Here is a 21,944-nt window from a genome sequence, read left to right as displayed (position 1 = left end):
AAAAGCGGCCGACGCCTCCCCGCGCCTGGACGTGTGATGCAAAGGGGCATTCATGACTGAACAAGCCAAACCCGCCGGCTCGGCGACCCTGTCCTTCGAGGACAAGACGATCGAGTTGCCGGTCCTTTCGGGCTCCACCGGCCCGGACGTCATCGACATCCGCAAACTCTATGCGGGAACGGGCGCCTTCACCTTCGATCCCGGCTTCACCTCGACGGCGGCCTGTGAATCGGCCCTGACCTATATCGACGGCGACGCCGGCGTGCTGCTGCACCGCGGCTATCCGATCGACCAACTGGCATCGAAGTCGAACTTCGTGGAGGTCTGCCACCTGCTGCTGCATGGCGAACTGCCGACCGCCGCTCAGTACGAGAAGTTCGAAAACAGCATCACCACCCACACGATGCTGCACAGCCAGTTCGATCGCTTCTTCGAAGGCTTCCGCCGCGACGCCCACCCGATGGCCATCATGGTCGGCACCGTCGGCGCCCTGTCGGCCTTCTATCACGACAGCCTGGACATCCACGATCCGATCCAGCGTGACATCTCGGCCATTCGCCTGATCGCCAAGATGCCCACGATCGCGGCCCGCGCCTACAAATACCATATCGGCCAGCCGTTCGTTTCGCCGCGCAACGACCTGTCCTACGCCGAGAACTTCCTGCGCATGTGCTTCGCCGTGCCGGCCGAGGACTATCACGTCGATCCCGCCCTGGTTCGCGCCATGGACCGCATCTTCACCCTGCACGCCGACCACGAACAGAACGCCTCGACCTCGACCGTGCGTCTCGCCGGTTCGTCGGGCGCCAATCCGTTCGCCTGTATCGCCGCCGGCATCGCCTGCCTGTGGGGCCCGTCGCACGGCGGCGCCAACGAAGAAGCGCTGACGATGCTCAAGGAAATCGGCACCCCGGACAAGATCCCGGAGTTCATTCAGGGCGTGAAGGATCGCAAGTACAAGCTGATGGGCTTCGGCCACCGCGTGTACAAGAACTACGACCCGCGTGCGAAGGTCATGCAGCAGTCGGCCTATGAAGTGCTGGCCGCCACGGGCCGCGAAAACGATCCGCTGTTCCTCGTCGCCAAGGAGTTGGAGAAGGTCGCCCTGTCGGACGAATACTTCACCTCGCGCAAGCTGTTCCCGAACGTCGACTTCTATTCGGGCATCACCCTGTCGGCGATGGGCTTCCCGACCACCATGTTCACCGTTCTGTTCGCCTTGGCCCGCACCGTGGGCTGGATCTCGCAGTGGCAGGAAATGATGGCCGATCCGTCGCAGAAGATCGGTCGCCCGCGTCAGCTCTACACGGGCCCGACCCAGCGCGATTATGTGCCGATCGAACAGCGCGGCTGAGACGAAGGCGAGAATGCAGAACGCCGGGGAGACATCCCCGGCGTTTTTCTTTGTCGTCAGACCAGCTTCAAATCCGCGAAACGCGCGGCCAGGTCATCCAGATCACGGTGCATATGGGCCACGCCGATTGCAGCAGCGCCCAGAGCCACATCGTCCCCTTCGACGGCCATGGACAGGGCCAGGCTTTGGTCGATCGCGCCCATGGGCTGGGCGACCCTGCCCTGAAACAGAGCCTCGAGTTGCTCCACCGCTCGCTCCGCATCCTGCGACCAGGGATCCAGCCGTGCGCCGGCACCCTCGGCCTGGAAGCCACGCCCCAGGATGACGATGTCGCTGCGCACGCGCCAGAAGGCGCGCACGAGCGCAGCCCGGTCGGCGGTCTCACGTTGCGGACCGGGCAGATCGATGACGTTCTTGGCGGCCTGACCCAACGCATCCAGCCGCCGCTTCAGATCGGCATGACGGCGCGAGATCTCGGCCGCATCCTCCGGGGAGCCCTTGGAGACCAAAGCTAGCAGCACCGCCGCCTCGCCCGCCGCCTCGCGCGCCTGAAGTTTGAAGGACTGCCTGGCATGACGCGGAAACAGCGCCAGAATCGCCAGAACCCCGACGCCGCTGCCGACCAGGATTTCCATCACCCGATCCAGCGCCAGGGACGCCGGCCCTTCCGCACCCGTCCCGCCGGCGATGACGATCGTCGCCGTCACGGGCGCAACTTTCAGCCAAGGCCGCCCGGCTGCCAAGAAGGCCAGCAGGCCCGCCGAGACGGCGATGCTCAGGGCCATGCTTTCCAGGCCCGGCGGACGAAGGAAGGCGAAGACCGCCCCCGCCAGCGCTCCGGTCGCCGTACCGATGGCCCGGTCGCGCGCAACGGTCAGGACGCCGCCGCCGACGCTCGCCTGAATGACGACGATGGCGGAAATCACGCTCCAGTACGGGTGCGGCAGGTTCAGCCAGGTCGCGAGATAGAGCGCGGCCATCGCGCCCACCGCCATCTGCAGCGCGGCGCGGACCTCGGCCGCACGTCGCGGACTGAGCGCCCGCGCCATCGTCAGCGCGCCGACTTGGCGGCGATGACCCTGAGCACGGCGTCGGCAGCCAGTTCGGAGGGGTCTGGTCCTCCGCGCCCCATCAGGTCCAATGCCGCCGTCTGGCGACGCGCCTGTTCGGCCGCCAAGGCCGGGTCGGCCAGCAGCCGCCCGACCGCCGCCGTCAGGATGGCCGGGGTCGCCTCGTGCTGGATGAACTCGGGTGCGATCCGATCGTCAGCCGCGACATTGAACAGAGTGATGTGTTTGGCGGTCACGAACCGCTTCATCAGCTGATAGCTGAGCCCGTCGATCTTGTAGGCGATGACCATCGGCGCGCCCGCAAGCGCCAGTTCGGTCGACACGGTGCCGCTGGTGGCCAGGGCGACGGTCGCGGCGCGCATGGCGTCATACTTTTCGGCTTCATCGACCAGGTGTACGCGGAAGGGCCAGGTGGCGACGCGACCTGCAACATCGTGAGCGACTGTCCCTGCGGCGACCACGGCGACTTCCAGGCCGGGATTCGTAGTCTTCAGTTTTCTGACCGTCGCCTCATAGACGGGGGCCATTCGGGTGATCTCGCTGGGCCGGCTGCCGGGCAGCACCAAGAGAAGCTGCGCATCGGCCGCGATCCCACGACGCGCGCGGAACGCTGCACCGTCCGTAGCATCCAAGTTCACATGAAGCGCAGACGATCCGACCACGGTCGTCGGCAGGCCCTCGCGCTCAAACCAGGGCGCATCGAAGCCATAGAGGGCCAGCAAATGATCGACGGCGCCCGCCAAGGTCTTGGCCCGGCCCGGTCGCGAGGCCCAGACTTGAGGCCCGACGTATTTGATTAGCGGCAGATCAGGGCGCGCGGCCCGGATCGCCTTGGCCACACGGATGGTGAAGCCCCAGCTGTCGATCAGAACTACGGCGTCGGGCTGTTCCCGCTCGGCCAGCGCCGCCGTTTGCTCGACGCGCCGCTTGACCTTGCCATAGGCGCGCAAGCCCTCGATCCAGCCCAGGATCGACAGTTCGGCGATATCGAATGGGCTGGCGACGCCCTCGGCCGCCATCTTGGGCCCGCCGACGCCGACAAAGGCCACATCGTGCCCCAACCGCATCTTCAATGCCTTGGCCAGACCGGCGCCCAGCGCATCGCCCGAAGCCTCAGCCGCCACCAACATGATCTTCAGCGGACGGCTCACCGATCCTCGCCCCAGACGAACAGGCCCAGACGGTTCGCCGTCTCGACGATGGCCGCGCGATCGATCAGGATCAAACGTCCCGCCACGCCGCCGATGCCCGCCAGACCCGCCGCCGCCGCCATTTCGACGGTGCGCGGCCCGATCACGGGCATATCGACGCGCAGATCCTGGATCGGCTTGGGCGCCTTGCCGAGCGCCCCCCTGGGGCTGTCGACCGCTCCACGCAAGTCGGCGGGCAGGCCGGCGACACGGGTCAGCATGGCGTCCGTGCCTTCCTGCGCCTCGACCGCGAGGACCAGGCCGTCACAGACCACGGCGCCCTGACCAATATCGAGTTCGCCTGATTTCTCGGCGACATGCAGCGCCTTCTTCAGATCGGCTAGCTGCTCCTCGGTCGGCGAGACGGCGCCCAAGGCGCCCGCGCCAAGCGTGTCGCCGCCCAGAATGTCGTCGGCGCCCTCGACGGCGAAGCCTTCGGCCTCGAACACTGACAGGATTTTACGCAGCAGAGCGTCGTCGCCCTTGGAGGCGGCGGCGACGATGCCCGGCAAGAGGGTCGCCCCTTTGAAGTCAGGCTTGAGCGTCTTGAAATCCGGCCGATTGACAATGCCCGCCAGACAAACGGTCGTGCAGCCCTCGGCCTTCAACGCCTTCAGGATCGCGCCGATCTGCGCCATCCCGAACTCGGCGCCGGGCCAACGCGCCAGATGTTCATCGGCAAACCCCGCCAGACGGATCACGAAAAGCGGCCGCCCGAGCGCGTCGCAACGCGTCGCGACGGCCGCCGGTAGATCACCGCCGCCTGCGATCAGCCCCAGTTTTCCAGATGCGCTCATTCCGCGTTGGGCAGGCACAGCGGACGCCGCCCGCCGTCGCGGATGAAGGCGATGATCTCCATGATCTCGGGCAGGTCGGCATAGCGTTCCGCCACGCCATCGATCCGACCGGCGAACTCGCCCTCGCCCTCGAACAGATCGCGGTAGGCCGTGAGCAGACGCCGCACCTGATCCTTGCCGTAGCCCTTGCGCTTCAGCCCGATCAAGTTCAGCCCACGCAGCCGCGCATGATTGCCCCAGGCCGAGCCATAGGGGATGACGTCGCGCGTCACCGCCGCCAGACCGCCGATGATCGCGCCTTGCCCCACTCGGCCGTTCTGGTGCACCGCGCACAGTCCGCCCAGGAACACCTTGTCCCCGACTTGAGCATGACCGCCGAGAGTCGCGTTGTTGGCCATGACCACATTGTCGCCGACGACGCAGTCGTGACCGACATGGGCGCCGGTCATGAACAGGTTGTTCGAACCCACGATCGTCACGCCCGTCCCCTGCGGCGTGCCCCGATTGAAGGTGCAGTGCTCGCGGATCAGGTTGTTCTCGCCGATCTCCAGCCGAACCGTCTCGCCCTTGTAGCCATTGTGCTGCGGGTCGCCGCCAATGACGGCGAAGGGGTGGATGACCGTCCCGGCCCCGACTGTCGTGTCCTGCTGGACCACGACATGGCTGACCAGACGCACATTGTCGCCCAGCACAACATTCGGCCCGACCGTGCACCAGGGGCCGACCTCGACTCCCTCGGCCAGGGTCGCCGTCGCGTCGATCAGAGCCGTGGAATGAACGGTCATCAGGCCGCCGGCCCAAGCGCTGGAGCAGGCACAGTCACGACCATGGCCATGAACTCGGCTTCGGCCGCCAGCTTGCCGTCAATGAAGGTCTCGCCCCGGAACTTATAGGCGTCGCCCCGCGCGCGGATCACCTTGACCTCCATGCGCAGTTGGTCGCCGGGCCGCGCGGGCTTTCTGAACCGAACCCCGTCGATCGACATGAACATGATGACCTTGTCGGCCACGGCGACATCCAGCGTCTTGGACATCAGCAGGGCGCCGGTCTGGGCCATGGCCTCGACGATCAGCACGCCGGGCATGACGGGATCGATCGGGAAGTGACCGGGGAAGAAGGGCTCGTTGTGGGTGACGTTCTTGATGCCGACGATCGACGTCGCGGGCACGAAGTCTTCGGCCTTGTCCACCAGCAGGAAGGGATAACGGTGCGGCAGCCGCCGCATCACCTCGGCGTAATCGATCTTGCCTTCGACGGCAGTCGTGTCGCTCATCCCTATGATTCCTTCGGAGCCTTCTTCGATGAGGCCTGTTTGGCGAGCCAGACCGTCTCGCGCAAGAACTGTCGGATCGGACGCGCCGGATAACCCGACCAGGTTTCGCCGGCAGGAACATCAGCCAGCACGCCGGCGCCGGCCGCGACACGCGCGCCCTCTCCGATCGTGATGTGGTCGCCGATCCCCGCCTTGCCGCCGAAGATGACGTTGTCGCCCACGGTCACAGAGCCTGAGATACCCGTGTTAGCGACCAGCAGGCAGTTGCGACCGATGACGCAGTTGTGGCCGACCATGACCAGATTATCGATCTTGGTGTTCTCGCCGATGACCGTGTCGTCATAGGCGCCGCGGTCGATGCAGGAGTTGGCGCCGACCGTTACGCCGTCCTGAAGGATGACGCGGCCCAGTTGGGGAATATCCATGACCCCCGCCGCTGTCCCCGTAGCGCCGAAGCCCGCTTCGCCGATCCGGGCGCCGGCATACAGCTCCACCCGGTCGCCGATCAGCGCGAAGGCCACGCTGACGTTGGCGCCGATCACGCAATCACGGCCGATCTGCACGCCCGGCGCGATGACGCTGTTGGCGCCGATGCGAGACCCGCGGCCGATGCGGACGCCCTGCCCCAGGATCGCGCCGGGTTCGACCACGACGCTGTCGTCCTCGGCCGCCTCCTGGCGGCTGATCGCCTTGTCCAGAAGCATAGGGCGGTGAAGCGCCAGCGACGCCTTGGCCCAGGCGGCTTGAGGTGTGCGCGAGATGATGACGGCGGCGGACGACGGCGCGGCGTCCTTGGCCTCAGCCGGCACGATGACGCAGCCGGCTTGGGTCGTCGCCAGCGCAGCGGCGAACTTGCGGTCACCCAAAAACGCGATCGCGCCCCCGTCCGCAGAGGACAAGGGCGCGACGGAGGCGATCATGCGATCCCCGCCCCGCTCGACCTCGCCGCCGATCTGCGTCGCCAGATGGGCGACGCTGAGGGGCGACAGGGTTTCGAAAAAACGGGTATCGGGCATCGAAGACTTAGTTAGCGGCGGCCGGTTGAGCCTGCGTCTGAGCCGGCACGGCCATACGGTTGAAGCTCAGCGTCGGCAGGGCCGTGTTCAGGCGCTGGATCGCCAGATCGGTGACGTCCATCGCCGGGTTCATCATGAAGACGCTCTCGCGGTCCAGCAGCAGGCCGCAGCCCTTCTCTTGATACAGGGCGGTCAGGATCGGCGAGACGGCCTCGGTGATGGCCTGACGTTGCATGCCCAGGGTGTAACGCAGCTCGTTCTCACGGGTGGCTTCCAGCTGCTGGGCTTCTTGAGCGCGCTGCTGCAGGGCCTGACGGCGCTGTTGCAGTTGGTCTGCCGGCAGGCTCGAACCCGAGGCTTGCAGTTGCTGCGCGTCCGACTGGATGGACGTGGCGTAAGGCTGCAACTCGCCCTGAACTTCCTGAGCCAGCTGTTGCATGCGAGCTTCGACGGCCTGACCGGCCGACGACTGGGCCAGCAGGCGTGCGTTGTAATAGACGCAGACGCCGGGAATGACCGGGCCGGGGTTGGCGGGCGCGCCGGCCTGTTGCGCCGAGGCGGCGGTGGCGATGAGCGAAGCAGCGGCGGTCGCCGCGATGATCAGAGCTTTCATGGTGTTTCCTCGTGCGGTCGAAAAAGCCGCGATTAGAATTGAGTGGAGGTCGAGAAGCGGAAGGATTCCGTCTTGTCGTAATCTTCCTTGGAAAGGACCTTGGAGATGTCGAAGCGGATCGGACCCATCGGCGACTTCCAGTGGATGCTGACACCCGCCGACGCGCGCAGCGACAGCTCATCGGCGATGTTGGTGTTCACCGTTCCGGTTGACGTCAGCTTGTAGCGGTCATCCAGAACGCCCAGCGTACCGACATCGGCGAACAGCGAGGTCTTGATGCCGTATTGCTCCGGCAGATAGTTCGGCACGGTCAGCTCCACCGTGCCGATGGCGTAGAAGTTGCCGCCCAGAGCGTCGGTCGTATTCAGATCGCGCGGTCCCATCCCGGCCGTCTCGAAACCGCGGAAGCTGTTGCCGCCCTTGAAGAAGCGGTCGTTGATGCGGATCGGATCGCCGTTCCAGCCGCTGACGTAGCCGGTCGAGCCCTGAACACTGACGACCCAGGCTGGGGTGATGCCATAGTACCAGCTCGCATCAGCCTCGGTCTTCACATAGTTCACGTCGCCGCCCAGACCCGCGAGGTCCTGACGCAGCGACCCGGCCCAGCCGCGTGTCGGACGGATCGGATCGTTGGTGTAGTTGACCTGCAGCGTATAGCCGGCAGACGAGTTGATGAAGCTGCCGATCTGGTCGCACAGCGCCGAAGACCCTTGGCCAACGCCCGAGCAGAAGCCTGTCGGCACGATAATCTCGTCGGACTTCAGGAAATAGCGGGTGCTGAGCAGCATATTGCCGTTCAGCGGATAGGACAGACGCAGGCCCGCGCCGGTCGAGCGATAGTCGTACGACGAATATTGGCTCAGGTCGTAGCGCGAGTGGAACAGGTCGAAGCCGGCGCGCAGATCACGTCCCAGGAACTTCGGCTCGGTGAAGCGGAAGTCGACCTGCTGGCGCAGCGAACCCCACTCAAGACGGGCGACCACGTTCTGGCCGCGTCCACGGAAGTTCCGCTCCGAGATGCCCAGGTTGACCGTGAAGGAATCGACGGAGCTGAAGCCCGCGCCGACGGACAGTTCGCCGGTCGGCTGTTCCTGGACGTTGACGTTGATGACCGAGCGGTCCGGCGCGCTGCCGCGCGTTTCCTCGACCGTCACGTCTTTGAAGAAGCCCAGGGCGCGCAGATTGTTGCGCGAGCGCTCCATCAGGGCGCGGTTGAAGGCGTCGCCTTCGGTCAGCAGCAGTTCGCGGCGAATGACCGGGTCGATCGTGCGGGTGTTGCCGACCACATTGATGCGATCGATATAGACGCGCTGACCCTCGGACACGTTGAAGGTCACATCGACCGTGTCCGTCTCGGGATTGGCCTTGTAGGTCGGATTGATCTCGACGAAGGCATAACCGGCCGAACCGGCCGCGAACGTCAGGGCGTCGACCGCCTGTTCGATCTTGTCGCTTTCGTACAGCTGGCCTTCCCGAATCGGCACCAGAGCCTTCAGGAAGTCGGCGTTCAGGCGGTCGTTCTGGGTGACGACCTTGATCTCACCGAAGTTGTACTTGTCGCCTTCGTTTAGCGTCAGGGTCAGCTGGAACGCCTGATCGTCTGGCTGCAGTTCGGCGACCGAGGACACCACGCGGAAGTCGTAATAGCCGCGGTTGGTGTAGAACTTCCGCAGCTGCTCCTGATCGTATTCCAGGCGGTTGGGATCGTAATTGTCGTTGTTGGAGAAGAACTTCCACCAGGTCGACTTCTCGGTGACCATCACGCCGCGCACGTCGCGATCCGAAAACGCCTCGTTGCCCAGCACGTTGATGGCGCTGATGCCGGTCTGCGGGCCTTCGTTGATCTCGAAGATCACATCGACGCGGTTCTGTTCCAACTGGACCAGTTTGGGCGTGACGGTCGCAGAGATGCGGCCCTGCAAGCGATACAGTTCGACGATGGCGCCGACGTCCTCCTGAACCTTGGCGCGGGTATAGATGCCGCGCGGCGCCAGGGTCACTTCCGTGGTCAGCTTGTCCTTGGACAACGCCTTGTTTCCCTCGAACACCACCTGGTTGATGATCGGGTTCTCGACGATCTGGACGATCAGGTCGCCGTTCTGGATGCCCAGTTGCACATCGGCGAACAGGCCCGTGCGCGACAGGGTGCGCACCGCGACGTCCAGCACCGAGGCGTCGACTGCGTCGCCGGGACGGATCGGCAGATAGGACAGGACCGTCGTCTGGTCGATCCGCTGCGCCCCCTGCACGACGATGCGGTTGATCGTGATCGTCTGCGGCGCAGCGATTTCGACGCGCGGTTCGGCAGCGCTCGCCGGGGCCGTCTGGGCTGGCGATTGAGCCGGCGCAGCAGGCGTCGTCGTCGCCGGCGCGGTCTGGGCCGACGCAGTCTGCGCCAGCGCAGGCGCGCCCAGCCCAGCGGCGACCGCCAGAGCCAGCAGGCTGGAGCGGGCGCTCAGTCGAACGGCGGCGCGAGAGGTCATGTCATTCATTCGGGAAACCGTCGGGGGCTGGCGTCGGCTCACGAGACGAGCCCGCCGAGGAATTGGAAGATATTGAGCTTCTGTAGGTCGTTCCACGTTGCGAACAACATAAATCCCGCCAAAAGCGCAAGGCCTGCACGATAGCCCATCTCCTGGAACCGCGCCGACACAGGCTGTTTCGCCACAGCCTCATAGCCGTAGAAAAGCAGGTGCCCGCCGTCGAGGACCGGAATGGGAAGCAGATTTAGAAAGCCGATTCCGATCGAAAGTATGGCGGCCAAGGTTGTCAGCGTCAGGATCAGGTTGATCGCCATGGCGCCAGGCGCTGGATTGGCTTCGACCGCAGCCGTGGTCAGCGAGCCCGTCGCCTTTGCCATGCCTAGCGGACCGCTGAACTGATCGCCCGACTCGCGACCCGTCGCCAGGCGTCCGAGGTAGGTCAGGGTCGAGCCGATAACGTCGGCCGTCTGGCGCGCACCCTCCATCACGGCGTCGACAGTGCCGTAACGTATGTGGCGGACATCGCCGGCCGACGAGCCCAGCCCCAGGCCGATGCGGCCGACCTTGACACGTCCAGCGATGGGGTCGTTTTCCTCGCGGCGTTCAGGCGTGGCGACCAGTTCGACCGGACGCCCGGCGCGCTCGACCGTGAAACGCACGGGATCGCCGGTCGAGAGCATGACGGTGCGGGTGACCGCGCTGCCGTCCTTGATGGCCTTGCCGTTCACCTCGGTGATCAGGTCCCCGACCTGGAAGCCGGCGGCGGCGGCCGGCGATCCGGCCTGGACTTGCGCGACACGCGCGGGGCGCAGGGACACGCCGACGGCCATGAAGACGACGGCGAAGATGGTGATGGCCAGGATGAAGTTGGCCATGGGTCCGGCCGCGACGATCAGGGCGCGCTGCCACACCGGCTTGAAGTGGAAATAATCGCGCTCGGCGCCCGGTCCACGCTCGGCGACCACGCGGCGACGCAGTTCGTCCAGCCCGGCCCGATCAGGCACGCTGGACGCATCCAGATCTCCCGAGAACTTCACATAGCCGCCCAGCGGCAGCCAGCCGAGACGCCATTCGATGCCGTGACGGTCCGTGCGGCTGGCCACGGCCTTGCCGAAGCCGACCGCGAACCGGTCCACCTTCACGCCAAAGGCGCGCGCAACAAGGAAGTGACCCAGTTCGTGGATGGTGACGATGAAGGTCAGCACCAGCAGGAACGAGGCGATGGAGATCAGGACCTGACCCAGGACGCCCAGCATTCGAAAATCGTCTCCCCTGGCCTGCTGTCAGGCCGCATTCGCAAGGCCGGCGATGACGGTCTCGGCCATTCGACGCGTCTCGGCGTCGACCGAGAGGGCCGCGCCGCAGGCATCTCCAGAACCGAAAGCCATCCCCGCTTTCGTCGCACGCTCAAGGGTTTCGGCGACGACTGCGGCAATATTGAGAAACGCCAGCTTGCGGTCAAGGAAGGCGAAGGCGGCGACCTCGTTGGCGGCGTTGAACACAGCCGGCGTCGCGCCCCCCGCCTTCAGGGCCTGACGCGCCAGATCGAGGGCGGGAAAGCGCGTCAGATCGGGCGCTTCGAACGTCAGCCGACCTAGCTCAGCCAGATCCAGCTTGGGTGCCGGCCACGCGATCCGGTCCGGCCAGGCGAGCGCGCAGGCGATCGGCGTGCGCATATCCGGCGGTCCCATCTGAGCCAGGGTCGAACCGTCCACATATTCCACAAGGCTGTGGATGATCGATTCGGGGTGCACCACGACGTCGATCCGATCCTGCGGCATATCGAACAGATAGGCCGCCTCAATCATCTCTAGGCCCTTGTTGGCCATGGTGGCGCTATCGACCGAAATCTTGGCCCCCATGCTCCAGTTGGGGTGGGCGACGGCCTGTTCGGGCGTGATGCCGACCATCTGCTCGCGCGAAGTCTGGCGGAACGGTCCGCCCGATGCCGTCAGGATCAGCTTGGCCACGCGCTCAGGCGCTTCGGCCGGAAACACCTGGAAGATGGCGGAGTGTTCGGAATCGACGGGGATCAAGCGCCCCCCCGCCCGCTTGACCCGTTCGATCAACGCTGGGCCGCAGCAGACCAGGCTTTCCTTATTGGCCAACGCCAGGGTCGCGCCCGTTCCCGCCGCCGCCCAGGCGGACTTCAGACCCGCCGCTCCGACGATGGACGCCATGATCCAATCGACAGGTCGCGTCGCCGCCTCGACGATGGCCGCGTCGCCGGCGGCGACAGCGACATCCGTGCCGGACAAGGCGTCGCGGAGCTCTTCCAACCGAGCCGGATCGGCGGTCACGGCCAGCTTGGGCCGCCAGCGCCTGGCTTGCTCGGCCAGTTTAGCGATATTGGCGCCGCCCGTCAGGGCCTCGACCTCGAACGCGCCCGTGCCCGTCGCCTCCGCTTGAGCCATCAGGTCCAGCGTGGAGGCGCCGACCGATCCTGTCGCGCCAAGCACGGTTATGCGACGCCGGATCACGCCCCACGCTCCAGCATCAGGACGAGCAGTCGGCCAGCCGCGACAACCACGACCGCGAACATCAGGCCATCGACGCGGTCCAGCAGGCCGCCGTGGCCCGGAATGGTGTTGCCCGCATCCTTGACCCCGAACCGTCGCTTCAGCGCCGATTCCCACAGGTCCCCCGCCATGGTCGCCAAGGCCGCCGCCAAGCCCAGCACCGCCCCCCAGACGACGCTCAAGGCGCCCATATTGACCCAGGCCGTCATGACGGCGCCCGCAACCGCGCCGGCCGCAACGCCGCCGATGAACCCGGACCAGGTCTTGTTCGGCGAGAAGCGCGGCCACAGCTTGGGTCCGCCAAAGGTGGATCCCGCCAGATATGCCACGATGTCGGCCGACCAGGTGACGGCGAAGACCAGCACGGTCCAGTGCAGCCCGATCAAACTGTCGACGTCGCGCAGCCAGATCAGCAGAACTGAAGGCCAGCCGAGATAGAGCACGCCATAGGCGGCATCCAGCGCCTCCTGCCCTCGGCTGCGGGCATAGACCCCGGCCGCGACCGCGCCGAACACCAGCATGATGAAGGCGACGGACATGGCGCCGAAATGGGCGCTGATCACCGCCGCCACGACGCCGAAGCTGACCGCGCCGCCCATGACGCGGCGCGCATGGGGCGCACTCATCGCCGCCCATTCGAACGCCAAAACGACGCTGGCGACAATCATCAGCGCCAGGAACCACACGCCGCCGCCCCACGTCGCAGCGACGGCGGCGGGCGCCAGCACGACGGCGGACGCAGCCCTGAGGGCGATATCCCGACCCTTGACCGCCATCAGGCCGTCGCGCGTTCAGGCGCGATCACGCGTCCGCCGAAACGGCGGTCGCGCTGACCAAAGGCCGAAATCGCCTCAGCCAGGGCCTTGGGGCCATAGTCGGGCCACAGAATGTCCTGGAACACGAGCTCGGCGTAGGCGGCCTCCCACAACAGGAAGTTCGACAGCCGCTGCTCGCCCGATGTGCGCACGATCAGGTCAAGCGGCGGCGAGCCCGCCGTGGCCAGGCCGGCCGTCAGGATCGCCTCGTTGAAAGGCTCGACCGTCTCGCCCGCCAGCACCCGCTCCATATGGCGACGCGCCGCGTCCACCAGATCCGCACGACCGCCGTAGTTGAAGGCGACCTGTAACAGGAACCGGTCGTTATGGGCGGTCTGGGCCTCGGCCCGTTCGATGATGGTGGCGATGTCGGCCGGCAGTCCCTGGCGTCGCCCCAGAATCTTCAGCCGGACGCCGGCCTTGGTTAGCCGGGCCAGATCGCTGGCGACGTAAGACCGCACCAACCCCATCAGGTCCGACACCTCGTCTTCGGGGCGGCTCCAGTTTTCGGTTGAGAAGCCGAACACCGTCAGACAATCGATGCCCAGATCCGGCGCCGCCTGGATGGTGCGGTTCAGCGCCTGGACGCCTTCGCGGTGGCCCAGAGCCCGCGGCAGGCCGCGCGCCTTCGCCCAGCGTCCATTGCCGTCCATGATGATGGCGACGTGGCGCGGGCCGTCCTGACCCTGCTTGTCTGGGCTTTGGCCTGAAGGCGCGGCGCGGTCTGCCGTCATCTGTCGTGCGATCCCTTCCGGACCCAGCCGTTTCGCCTCAGACCTGCATGATCTCTTGTTCCTTGGTCTTCAAGGTCTCGTCGATGCGCTTGATGGCCGCGTCGGTGTCCTTCTGGACCTCGGTCTCCATCTTCTTTTGCTCATCCTGGCTGATCTCGCCGGCCTTCTCGGCCTTCTTCAGGTCGTCGTTGGCGTCGCGGCGGACGTTGCGAACCGAGATCTTCTGCTGCTCGGCGTATTTTCCGGCCAACTTGACCAGGTCCTTGCGGCGTTCCTCGGTCAGGGGCGGCACCGGAATGCGCAGGGTCTGGCCGTCCACGATCGGGTTCAGACCCAGGTTGGCGTTGCGGATCGCCTTTTCGACGGCGACGACCATGCCCTTGTCCCAGACGTTGACGCTCAGCATTCGGGGCTCAGGCACGCTGATGGCGGCGACGGCGGTCAGGGGCGAAGCCGAGCCATAGGCTTCGACCCGCACGGGCTCCAGCAGGCCGGCGTTGGCCCGGCCGGTGCGCAGACCGCTGAACTCTTCCTTCAGGGCGGCGACGGAGCGATCCATGCGGTCGCGATAGGTCTTGAGGTCAGGCTTTGCCATGGTCTTGGTCTCTCTTGTCTTTCCTGGTCAGGCGAACGTCAGGCGACGTCCTGAATGACCGTGAACGTGCCTTCGCCAGTCAGGGTCCGGCGCAGCGAATTGTCTTCCCGAATGGAGAAGACCACGATCGGTATGCCCGTGTCGCGCATCATGGCGATGGCCGAGGCGTCCATGACCCGGAGATCCTTGGCCAGCACATCCTGATAGGACAGCGTCTCGTACCGCGTCGCGTCGGGATCCTTCTTCGGGTCGGCGGTATAGACCCCGTCCACGCTGGTGCCCTTCAGCAGGGCGTCGCAGCCCATTTCCGCCGCACGCAGCGCCGCGCCCGAGTCCGTGGTGAAGAACGGTGCGCCCACGCCGGCGGCGAAGATCACGACCCGGCCCTTTTCCAGATGCCGCAGAGCGCGACGGCGGATGTAGGGTTCGGCGATGGCCGCCATCGGAATGGCGCTCTGCACGCGGGTCGAGACGCCGATCTTTTCCAGCGCGGACTGCATGGCCAGGGCGTTCATGATGGTCGCCAGCATGCCCATATAGTCGGCCTGGGCGCGCTCCATGCCGGCCGCCGCCTTGGACAGGCCGCGGAAGATGTTGCCGCCGCCGATGACCAGGCAGATTTCGACGCCCTCGGCCGCAACGTCCGCGACGGCCTTGGCCACCGCATCGACGGTCTTCATGTCGACGCCGAACGACTGGTCGCCCATCAGCACCTCGCCCGACACCTTCAGCAGGACGCGTTTGTAGCGGAAGGTCGAGGGGGCGTCGGGCATGCGGGAAGGTCCGTTTGACTGCGGCGCCATTGAATCAGGCGGCTTCTTATAGACGAAAGGCGCGCCGGCCATCAAAGCCGAACGCGCCCTTCTGATACAAAACCCTCACGAATGAGGGGAATGTTTTTTAGTTGCCGCCCATCATGGAGGCGACTTCCGACGCGAAGTCGGGGCCTTCGACCTTCTCGACGCCTTCACCCAGCGCCAGGCGGACGAAGCCGGCCAGGTGCAGGTTGGAGGAGCCCAGTTCCTTGGCCGAATTGGCGACCAGTTGCTCGATGGTCACGTCCGGATCCATGACGAACGGCTGCTTGGACAGCACCACGTCCTTCTGAAACTTGTTGATCTGACCTTCCACAATCTTTTCGATCATGGCTTCCGGGCGGCCTTCTTCCTTGGCCTTTTCGATCAGAACGGCGCGTTCCTTCTCGATGGCGGCGGGGTCCAGGTCGTCGGTGTTCAGCGACAGCGGCGCGGTAGCGGCGACGTGCATGGCTATCTTGCGGCCCAGCTCGCGAAGTGCGGTCTTGTCGCCCTCGCCTTCCAGGGCCACCAGCACGCCGATACGGCCGACACCCGGCGAAACCGCGTTGTGGACGTAGGTCGAGACGACGCCTTCCGACACCGACAGGCGGGCGGCGCGGCGCAGTTGCATGTTCTCGCCGATCGTGGCGATCATGTTGGTCACTTCGTCCTGGACCGTCTTGCCGGCTTCCAGTTCGGCGCCGTGCAGGGCCTCGACCGAGTGGTGCTCCAGACCCAGTTGGGCGAACGACTTGGCGGCGTTCTGGAACAGCTCGTTACGGGCCACGAAGTCGGTTTCGGCGTTGAACTCAATGGCGGCGGCGACTTCGCCCTTGCCGTCTTCCTTCGACGCGACGGCGACCAGACCTTCGGCGGCGACGCGGTCGGCCTTCTTGGCGGCCTTGGACAGGCCCTTGGCGCGCAGCCAGTCGATTGCTGCTTCGATGTTGCCGTCGTTTTCGACCAGCGCCTTCTTGCAGTCCATCATGCCGACGCCCGAACGCTCGCGAAGCTCCTTCACGAGGGCGGCAGTGATCTCGGCCATGTTCTTCTCCTTGGGGGATTTCGTATGTGGGAACGGCCGGACTGATTTAGCCCGGCCGTGTGTCAGTTCGTCAGGCGGCGCTCAAGAACGCGAAAGCCGCCCGGCGGGCGATCAGCCCTCGGCCTTCTCGGTTTCGGCAGCCGGCTCAGCAGCGGCTTCCAGTTCGGCGGCGGCGCCTTCCGTGCCGGCCGGCGCGGCTTCGGCTTCAGCCTTGGGGGCCGAGGCTTCACGCAGCATCGGCTCGACCGGAGCTTCCGAAGCGCCCAGGTCGATGCCCGAGGCCGAAGCGCCGGCGGCCAGGCCGTCCAGGACGGCGTCGGCGATCAGGTCGCAGTAGGTCTGGATGGCCCGGGCGGCGTCGTCGTTGCCGGGGACCGGATAGGTAATGCCGTCCGGGTCCGAGTTGGTGTCCAGGATGGCGATGATCGGGATGTTCAGCTTGCGGGCTTCCTGGATCGCGATCGCTTCCTTGTTGGTGTCGATCACGAACATGATGTCCGGGATCGAACCCATGTCCTTGATGCCGCCCAGCGACAGCTCAAGCTTGTCCTTCTCGCGCTGCAGGTTCAGCAGCTCTTTCTTGACGCGGCCTTCGCCGCCGTTTTCCAGAATGCCTTCCAGCTCACGCAGACGAGCGATCGAGCCCGACACGGTGCGCCAGTTGGTCAGCGTGCCGCCGAGCCAACGGTTGTTCATGTAGTACTGGGCGCAGCGCTTCGCGGCTTCCGCGACCGGCTCTGCGGCCTGGCGCTTGGTGCCGACGAACAGAACGCGACCGCCCTTGGCGGCGACTTCGCGCACGGCCACCAGAGCCTGGTGGAACAGCGGCATCGTCTGTGACAGGTCGATGATGTGGATGTTCGAGCGCGAGCCGAAGATGTAGCGGTCCATCTTCGGGTTCCAGCGGTGCGTCTGGTGGCCGAAGTGGGCGCCGGCTTCAAGCAGGGTGCGCATCGAGAATTCAGGCAGAGCCATGATCATTCAGTCCTTTTTCCGATCAAACGTGGCGCGGGGGATTAAAGGTCTGAAAGACCCTCGGAATGGTGCGGATCGGGATGTCTCCCCGAAGCGCGCCTCACCCGCGTTGCGAAATGCGGGGGCCATGTAGGCCGGATGGGCCGCAATAGCAAGCGCAGCCCTGCAAATGCGGAAAAGGCGGCCCCTTTCGGGACCGCCTTTGGTCAGCAACGCGCCGGCGGCCTTTACTTCATTGCGTCCAGCAGGGTCCGGGCGCGGTCGCGGTGTGCAGTGACGGGCGTCACCAGCTCGCGCGCAAGGGTGGCCAGAGCGGGCGCCTCGGTGTTGTCGGCAAAGCCGTTCAGCAGCGTCAGCGTCTCGTTGTGGGCGGCGACCTGCTGGTCCAGATAGACCTTGTCGAAATCGTCCGGCGTCGCAGCGTTCAGATTGTCGATCAGGCCCTTGCGGCGTTCGTCCAGTGTCGTGGGGATGGCGACGTTCGGCGCGGCGGTCGCTTGGGCGGCGGCCAGCTTCTCGCCAGCGGCGGTGTGATCCTTGGTGATCATGGCGGCCAGGGCCTTCACGTCGGCATTCTTGGACTTGGCGGCGGCGATCTTGGCGGCTTCCAGCTCATACATGTTGCCGGTGCCCAGACCCGTGACGAAACCGTCGACGGTGTTGGCGCCCATGGTCATGGCCGAGGTCTGGCCGACGACGCCGGACGTGGCGTCCTGGGTTGCGTTGACCGCTTCGCTGGTGTTCTGGGCGGCGCTGTCGCCACCTTGGTTGCAGGCGGCGAGGAGGGCCAGCGAGGCGACGCTGGCGATGGCGAGATATTTCATTGGAACAGTCTCCCTATGGACTGACCAAACCCATCACGCGTCCGTGAGGTTCCGGAAAATCAAAAACTTGACCATATCCGCGAAGGCTTAGGCGTCCTCCAGCATGACGACGCCCGGCGCTGACTTCAACGCGCCACGCAAGGCGCCGTCCAGGCGGTAGCGGCCGGGAATCTTGACCTCGACCTCGCGCCCCTGATCGAGGCCCGCGATCATCAACGACACCTCTCCCCCCTTGCCGATCGCGCCCGATCGCGCGCGCTCAAGCCGCGCCTTCAGGGCCTCGGCGTCCGCGCTGCGGGCCGAGACGTGGATGCGAAGGCCGATGTTGGCGTCGTCCAGCAGATTGTCCATCTGGGAGGCGTCGTCGCCGAAGAAACGCACCTCCCCTTCCGAAGACTTGGCGCGCACGCGCACCATCACCGAGGCCCCGGGCTCCAGCACCTCGCGGCATTTGCGCAGTTGTTCGGGCGGGAACAGGCATTCGAACTCGCCGGTCGGATCCGAGAAGGTCACGAAGGCGAACTTCTCGCCCGTCCGCGCGCTGGCCCGCTCCTGTTTGCGACGCACGACGCCGGCCATCTGGAACGCTTCATGGCCGGACTCAGCCAGCGGGATCGCTTCGGCGACGAAGGTGACGCGCTTGCGCTTCAGCGCTGAGGTCATCTCGTCCAGCGGGTGGCCCGACAGATAGAAGCCGACCGCCGACAGTTCGTGATCCAGCCGCTCCGGCCCGACCCAGGGCTCGACGCTCTTCAGACGCGGGCGCGCGGCATGGGCTTGGTCGCCGCCGAACAGCGACACCTGCGACGAGGCACGCTCGGCCGCCACGCTCTGACAATAGGCCATCAGAACGTCGGCCTGTTCCAGCAACTGACGCCGGTTGGGGTGGATGCTGTCGAAGGCGCCGGCCTTGGCCAGGCCTTCCAGCGCGCGCTTGTTCACGCTGCGCGGATCGACGCGCTCGAGGAAGTCGAAGATGTCGGCAAACCGCCCGCCCGTCTCGCGCACCTCGATGACGTGTTTCATCGCCTCGAGACCCACGTTTCGGATCGCGCCCAGGGCGTAGAGCACGGCCCCCTTGTCGTCGTCCCAGGCCACGTCGAAGTCGGCCGAGGAGCGATTGATGTCGGGCGCCAGAACCGGCACGTCGAACCGTTTGGCGTCCTGATAGAAGACCGCCAGCTTGTCGGTGTTCGACAAGTCCAGGCTCATGGACGCCGCGAAGAACTCCACCGGCTGATTGGCCTTCAGCCAACCCGTCTGGAACGAGATCAGCGCATAGGCGGCGGCGTGGGACTTGTTGAAGCCGTATCCGGCGAACTTGGCCACCAGATCGAAGATGGAGCCGGACTGCGCCTCCGGCACGGCCTTTTCGGCGGCGCCCTTGACGAAGCGGAGGCGCTGGAAATCCATCTCCTCCTTCTTCTTCTTGCCCATGGCCCGGCGCAGCAGGTCGGCCTCGCCCAGGCTGTAGCCCGCCAGGATCTGGGCGATCTTCATCACCTGTTCCTGATAGATGATGACGCCGTAGGTCTCGGTCAGCACCTCTTTGAGGCTGGGGTGTAGGTAATCGACCTCGGCACGCCCGAACTTGCGGTCGATATAGGTGTCGATCATCTCCATCGGCCCTGGCCGATAAAGCGAGATCAGGGCTGTAATTTCTTCGATGGAGCCGCAGCGCATCTTGCGCAGGGTGTCGCGCATGCCCTGGGATTCCAGCTGGAACACCCCGACCGTCTGGCCAGAGGCCATCAGCTCATAGGTGCGCGCATCGTCCAGCGGCAGGCTGTTCCAGTCCTTGGCTGCGCCGCGACGTTCGAGATAGCCGCGCGCTCGGTCCAGCACCGTCAGCGTCTTCAGGCCCAGGAAGTCGAACTTCACCAGACCTGCCGGCTCGACCCATTTCATGTTGAACTGGGACGCCGGAATGGTGGAGCGCGGATCCTGATACAGCGGCACCAGTTCCGTCAGCGGCCGGTCGCCGATGACGATGCCGGCGGCGTGGGTCGAGGCGTTACGGTATAGCCCCTCCAGCTCCAGCGCGGTCTCCAGCAGGGTCTTGACCGCGGGCTCGGCGTCCCTCGCCTCCTTCAGGCGCGGTTCGATGTCGATGGCCTGGGCCAGGGTGACGGGCGCGGCCGGGTTGTTCGGCACCATCTTGCAGAGCCGGTCGACCTGGCCCAGCGGCATCTGCAGCACCCGGCCTACGTCGCGCAGCACGGCCCGCGCCTGCAAGGTGCCGAAGGTGATGATCTGGGCCACCCGGTCCTTGCCGTACCGGTCCTGAACATAGTCGATCACCTCTTCGCGCCGCTCCTGGCAGAAGTCGATGTCGAAGTCGGGCATGGAGACGCGTTCGGGGTTCAGGAACCGTTCGAACAGCAGGCCGAACCGCAGCGGGTCCAAATCGGTGATGGTCAGGGACCAGGCGACCAGCGACCCGGCGCCGGAGCCCCGCCCCGGCCCCACGGGAATGCCGTGGGTCTTGGCCCATTTGATGAAGTCCGACACGATGAGGAAGTAGCCGGGGAAGCCCATCTGCTGGATGATCCCCACCTCCCATTCCAGGCGGGTCCAGTATTCCTCTTCTGGCACGGCCGGCGTGACCTCGGTCAGGCGGACTTTCAGCCCCTCGCGCGCCTGGTGGGCCAGTTCATCGGCCTCGGAGCGACCGGCGCCGGTGTCGAAGCGCGGCAGGATGGGCGCGTGCGTATTGACCAGGAAGGCGCAGCGGCGCGCGATGTCGATGGTGTTGTCGCAAGCCTCGGGCAGGTCGGCGAACAGCTCGCGCATGACGGCGGCCGGCTTGAACCAATGTTCGCCGGTGATGCGGCGACGATCCTCCTGGCCGGTGAAGGCGCCGTCGGCGATGCAAAGCAGGGCGTCGTGAGACTTCGCCTGCGCCGCCTTGGCGTAATAGACGTCGTTGGTGGCGACCAGCGGCACGTCGTTGGCGTAGGCCCATTCGACCAGCCCCGGCTCGGCGCGCTTTTCGTCCTCCAGCCCGTGACGCTGCAGTTCGACGTAGAAGCGGTCGCCGAACGCCGCCTTCATCGCCGCCAGGGCGGCGGCGCCTTCGGCCTTCTTGCCTTGGGCGAACAGCGGATCAATCGGTCCGTCCGGGCCGCCGGACAGCAGGATCAGGCCTTCGGAGCGGGCGATCACCTGCTCCCAAGCCACGCCCGGCTCGGCCATTTCTCCGGCGTCCAGATAGGCCGATGACGACAGGGCGCACAGGTTCAGCCACCCGGCCGTATCCTGGGCCAGCAGCACCACGGTCGGAACCTTGGCCCAGCGGGCGTTGATCTGGCCGCCGATGCCGAAGACCGGCAGGGCGCAGGCCACGAGCGGCTGAACACCTGCATCCTTCGCCGTCTGGCTGAACTCCAGCGCGCCGAACAGATTGGCCCGGTCCGCCACCCCAACCGCCGGCATTCCGCCGTCGGCCGCCAGCTTGCCGACCTTGGCCGCCTTGATCGCGCCTTCCAGCAGCGAATAGGCCGAGCGGACCCGCAGATGGACAAAACCCTGACTGTTCACCGGCTCGTTCACGCCTTATTCGACCCTGACCCGCTGCCGAGCCCTACCCTATCCTGAGTCTCATATCGGGCGTCGCGCGGCCATCGCAAACCGGTCGCCCGACAGATCGGCTGTGGATCGCTGGCTTCAGACGGTTCTTCGAAAAAACACCGTCTAAAGTGTCTAATTCGTCTGATCTCAGGCGGAGACGCTGATCGCCACGGTCCAGACCATCCAAACGAAACCGCCGCACGACGCCAGCGACAGTATATCCCTCATCAAACGCGGCATGACCTTGGCTCCGAGACACCCGATATGTTCTACT

At 65.8% G+C, this 21,944-nt stretch carries 19 protein-coding genes; 1 reads left to right on the top strand and 18 read right to left on the bottom strand.

Features of this window, described 5'->3' with window-relative positions; all coding sequences use genetic code 11:
- The first annotated feature begins 52 nt into the window (after positions 1–52).
- On the top strand, positions 53–1,354 hold the full coding sequence (gene gltA, locus Q9R14_RS05110; protein ID WP_045811199.1) for a citrate synthase: 1,302 nt from the start codon (positions 53–55) through the stop codon (positions 1,352–1,354).
- 56 nt (positions 1,355–1,410) lie between these two features.
- Here gltA and Q9R14_RS05105 read toward each other — a convergent pair whose 3' ends face one another.
- From Q9R14_RS05105 to dnaE, 18 genes are all read right to left on the bottom strand, one after another.
- On the bottom strand, positions 1,411–2,403 hold the full coding sequence (locus Q9R14_RS05105; protein ID WP_306003693.1) for an FUSC family protein: 993 nt from the start codon (positions 2,401–2,403) through the stop codon (positions 1,411–1,413).
- Between the two features lie 2 nt (positions 2,404–2,405).
- Positions 2,406–3,575: a lipid-A-disaccharide synthase gene (gene lpxB / locus Q9R14_RS05100; RefSeq protein WP_306003692.1), complete on the bottom strand. Its 1,170-nt coding sequence runs from the start codon at positions 3,573–3,575 to the stop codon at positions 2,406–2,408.
- Complete coding sequence (locus Q9R14_RS05095) at positions 3,572–4,411, bottom strand: LpxI family protein (protein WP_306003691.1); 840 nt, start codon at positions 4,409–4,411, stop codon at positions 3,572–3,574. Before Q9R14_RS05095 ends, lpxB begins: the two co-directional genes overlap by 4 nt.
- Positions 4,408–5,196 carry an acyl-ACP--UDP-N-acetylglucosamine O-acyltransferase gene (gene lpxA / locus Q9R14_RS05090; protein ID WP_306003690.1) on the bottom strand — a complete coding sequence of 263 codons (789 nt, stop codon included), beginning with the start codon at positions 5,194–5,196 and terminating at the stop codon, positions 4,408–4,410. Before lpxA ends, Q9R14_RS05095 begins: the two co-directional genes overlap by 4 nt.
- Positions 5,196–5,690: a 3-hydroxyacyl-ACP dehydratase FabZ gene (fabZ, locus tag Q9R14_RS05085; protein WP_371929780.1), complete on the bottom strand. Its 495-nt coding sequence runs from the start codon at positions 5,688–5,690 to the stop codon at positions 5,196–5,198. The genes lpxA and fabZ overlap by 1 nt, the downstream gene beginning before the upstream one ends.
- Entirely contained in the window at positions 5,687–6,700 is a 1,014-nt protein-coding gene (lpxD, locus tag Q9R14_RS05080; protein WP_306003688.1) for a UDP-3-O-(3-hydroxymyristoyl)glucosamine N-acyltransferase, read from the bottom strand. Before lpxD ends, fabZ begins: the two co-directional genes overlap by 4 nt.
- 7 nt (positions 6,701–6,707) lie before the next feature.
- Positions 6,708–7,313 (bottom strand): OmpH family outer membrane protein, encoded by a 606-nt coding sequence (locus Q9R14_RS05075; RefSeq protein WP_055753512.1) that lies wholly within the window; start codon positions 7,311–7,313, stop codon positions 6,708–6,710.
- 32 nt (positions 7,314–7,345) lie between these two features.
- A complete protein-coding gene (gene bamA / locus Q9R14_RS05070) occupies positions 7,346–9,805 on the bottom strand; it encodes an outer membrane protein assembly factor BamA (RefSeq protein WP_306003687.1) in 2,460 nt (819 codons plus the stop codon).
- 29 nt (positions 9,806–9,834) lie between these two features.
- Entirely contained in the window at positions 9,835–11,052 is a 1,218-nt protein-coding gene (locus Q9R14_RS05065; protein WP_306003686.1) for a M50 family metallopeptidase, read from the bottom strand.
- Between the two features lie 27 nt (positions 11,053–11,079).
- Entirely contained in the window at positions 11,080–12,276 is a 1,197-nt protein-coding gene (gene dxr, locus Q9R14_RS05060) for a 1-deoxy-D-xylulose-5-phosphate reductoisomerase (RefSeq protein WP_242076450.1), read from the bottom strand.
- Entirely contained in the window at positions 12,273–13,091 is an 819-nt protein-coding gene (locus tag Q9R14_RS05055; protein ID WP_306003685.1) for a CDP-archaeol synthase, read from the bottom strand. Before Q9R14_RS05055 ends, dxr begins: the two co-directional genes overlap by 4 nt.
- Positions 13,091–13,864, bottom strand: a complete 774-nt coding sequence (gene uppS, locus Q9R14_RS05050; protein ID WP_371929763.1) for a polyprenyl diphosphate synthase — start codon at positions 13,862–13,864, stop codon at positions 13,091–13,093. The genes Q9R14_RS05055 and uppS overlap by 1 nt, the downstream gene beginning before the upstream one ends.
- Before the next feature lie 37 nt (positions 13,865–13,901).
- Positions 13,902–14,459 (bottom strand): ribosome recycling factor, encoded by a 558-nt coding sequence (frr, locus tag Q9R14_RS05045; RefSeq protein ID WP_017503964.1) that lies wholly within the window; start codon positions 14,457–14,459, stop codon positions 13,902–13,904.
- Between the two features lie 38 nt (positions 14,460–14,497).
- Complete coding sequence (gene pyrH, locus Q9R14_RS05040) at positions 14,498–15,232, bottom strand: UMP kinase (protein ID WP_045811327.1); 735 nt, start codon at positions 15,230–15,232, stop codon at positions 14,498–14,500.
- A gap of 127 nt (positions 15,233–15,359) precedes the next feature.
- Positions 15,360–16,301, bottom strand: coding sequence for a translation elongation factor Ts (tsf, locus tag Q9R14_RS05035; protein ID WP_039247421.1), 942 nt, complete (start codon positions 16,299–16,301; stop codon positions 15,360–15,362).
- 111 nt (positions 16,302–16,412) lie between these two features.
- A complete protein-coding gene (gene rpsB / locus Q9R14_RS05030; protein ID WP_017503967.1) occupies positions 16,413–17,276 on the bottom strand; it encodes a 30S ribosomal protein S2 in 864 nt (287 codons plus the stop codon).
- A gap of 227 nt (positions 17,277–17,503) precedes the next feature.
- Entirely contained in the window at positions 17,504–18,100 is a 597-nt protein-coding gene (locus tag Q9R14_RS05025) for a DUF4142 domain-containing protein (RefSeq protein ID WP_242076449.1), read from the bottom strand.
- Between the two features lie 87 nt (positions 18,101–18,187).
- The gene (gene dnaE, locus Q9R14_RS05020; RefSeq protein WP_306003684.1) at positions 18,188–21,652 is read right to left on the bottom strand and encodes a DNA polymerase III subunit alpha; all 3,465 of its coding nucleotides are present in this window, start codon (positions 21,650–21,652) and stop codon (positions 18,188–18,190) included.
- Positions 21,653–21,944: the final 292 nt, after the last annotated feature.

The sequence above is a fragment of the Brevundimonas sp. C43 genome (assembly GCF_030732185.1).
Classification (GTDB): domain Bacteria; phylum Pseudomonadota; class Alphaproteobacteria; order Caulobacterales; family Caulobacteraceae; genus Brevundimonas; species Brevundimonas diminuta_C.
The sequence above is the reverse complement of the archived record's forward strand: the minus strand, read 5'-3'. Positions and strand labels throughout refer to the sequence as shown.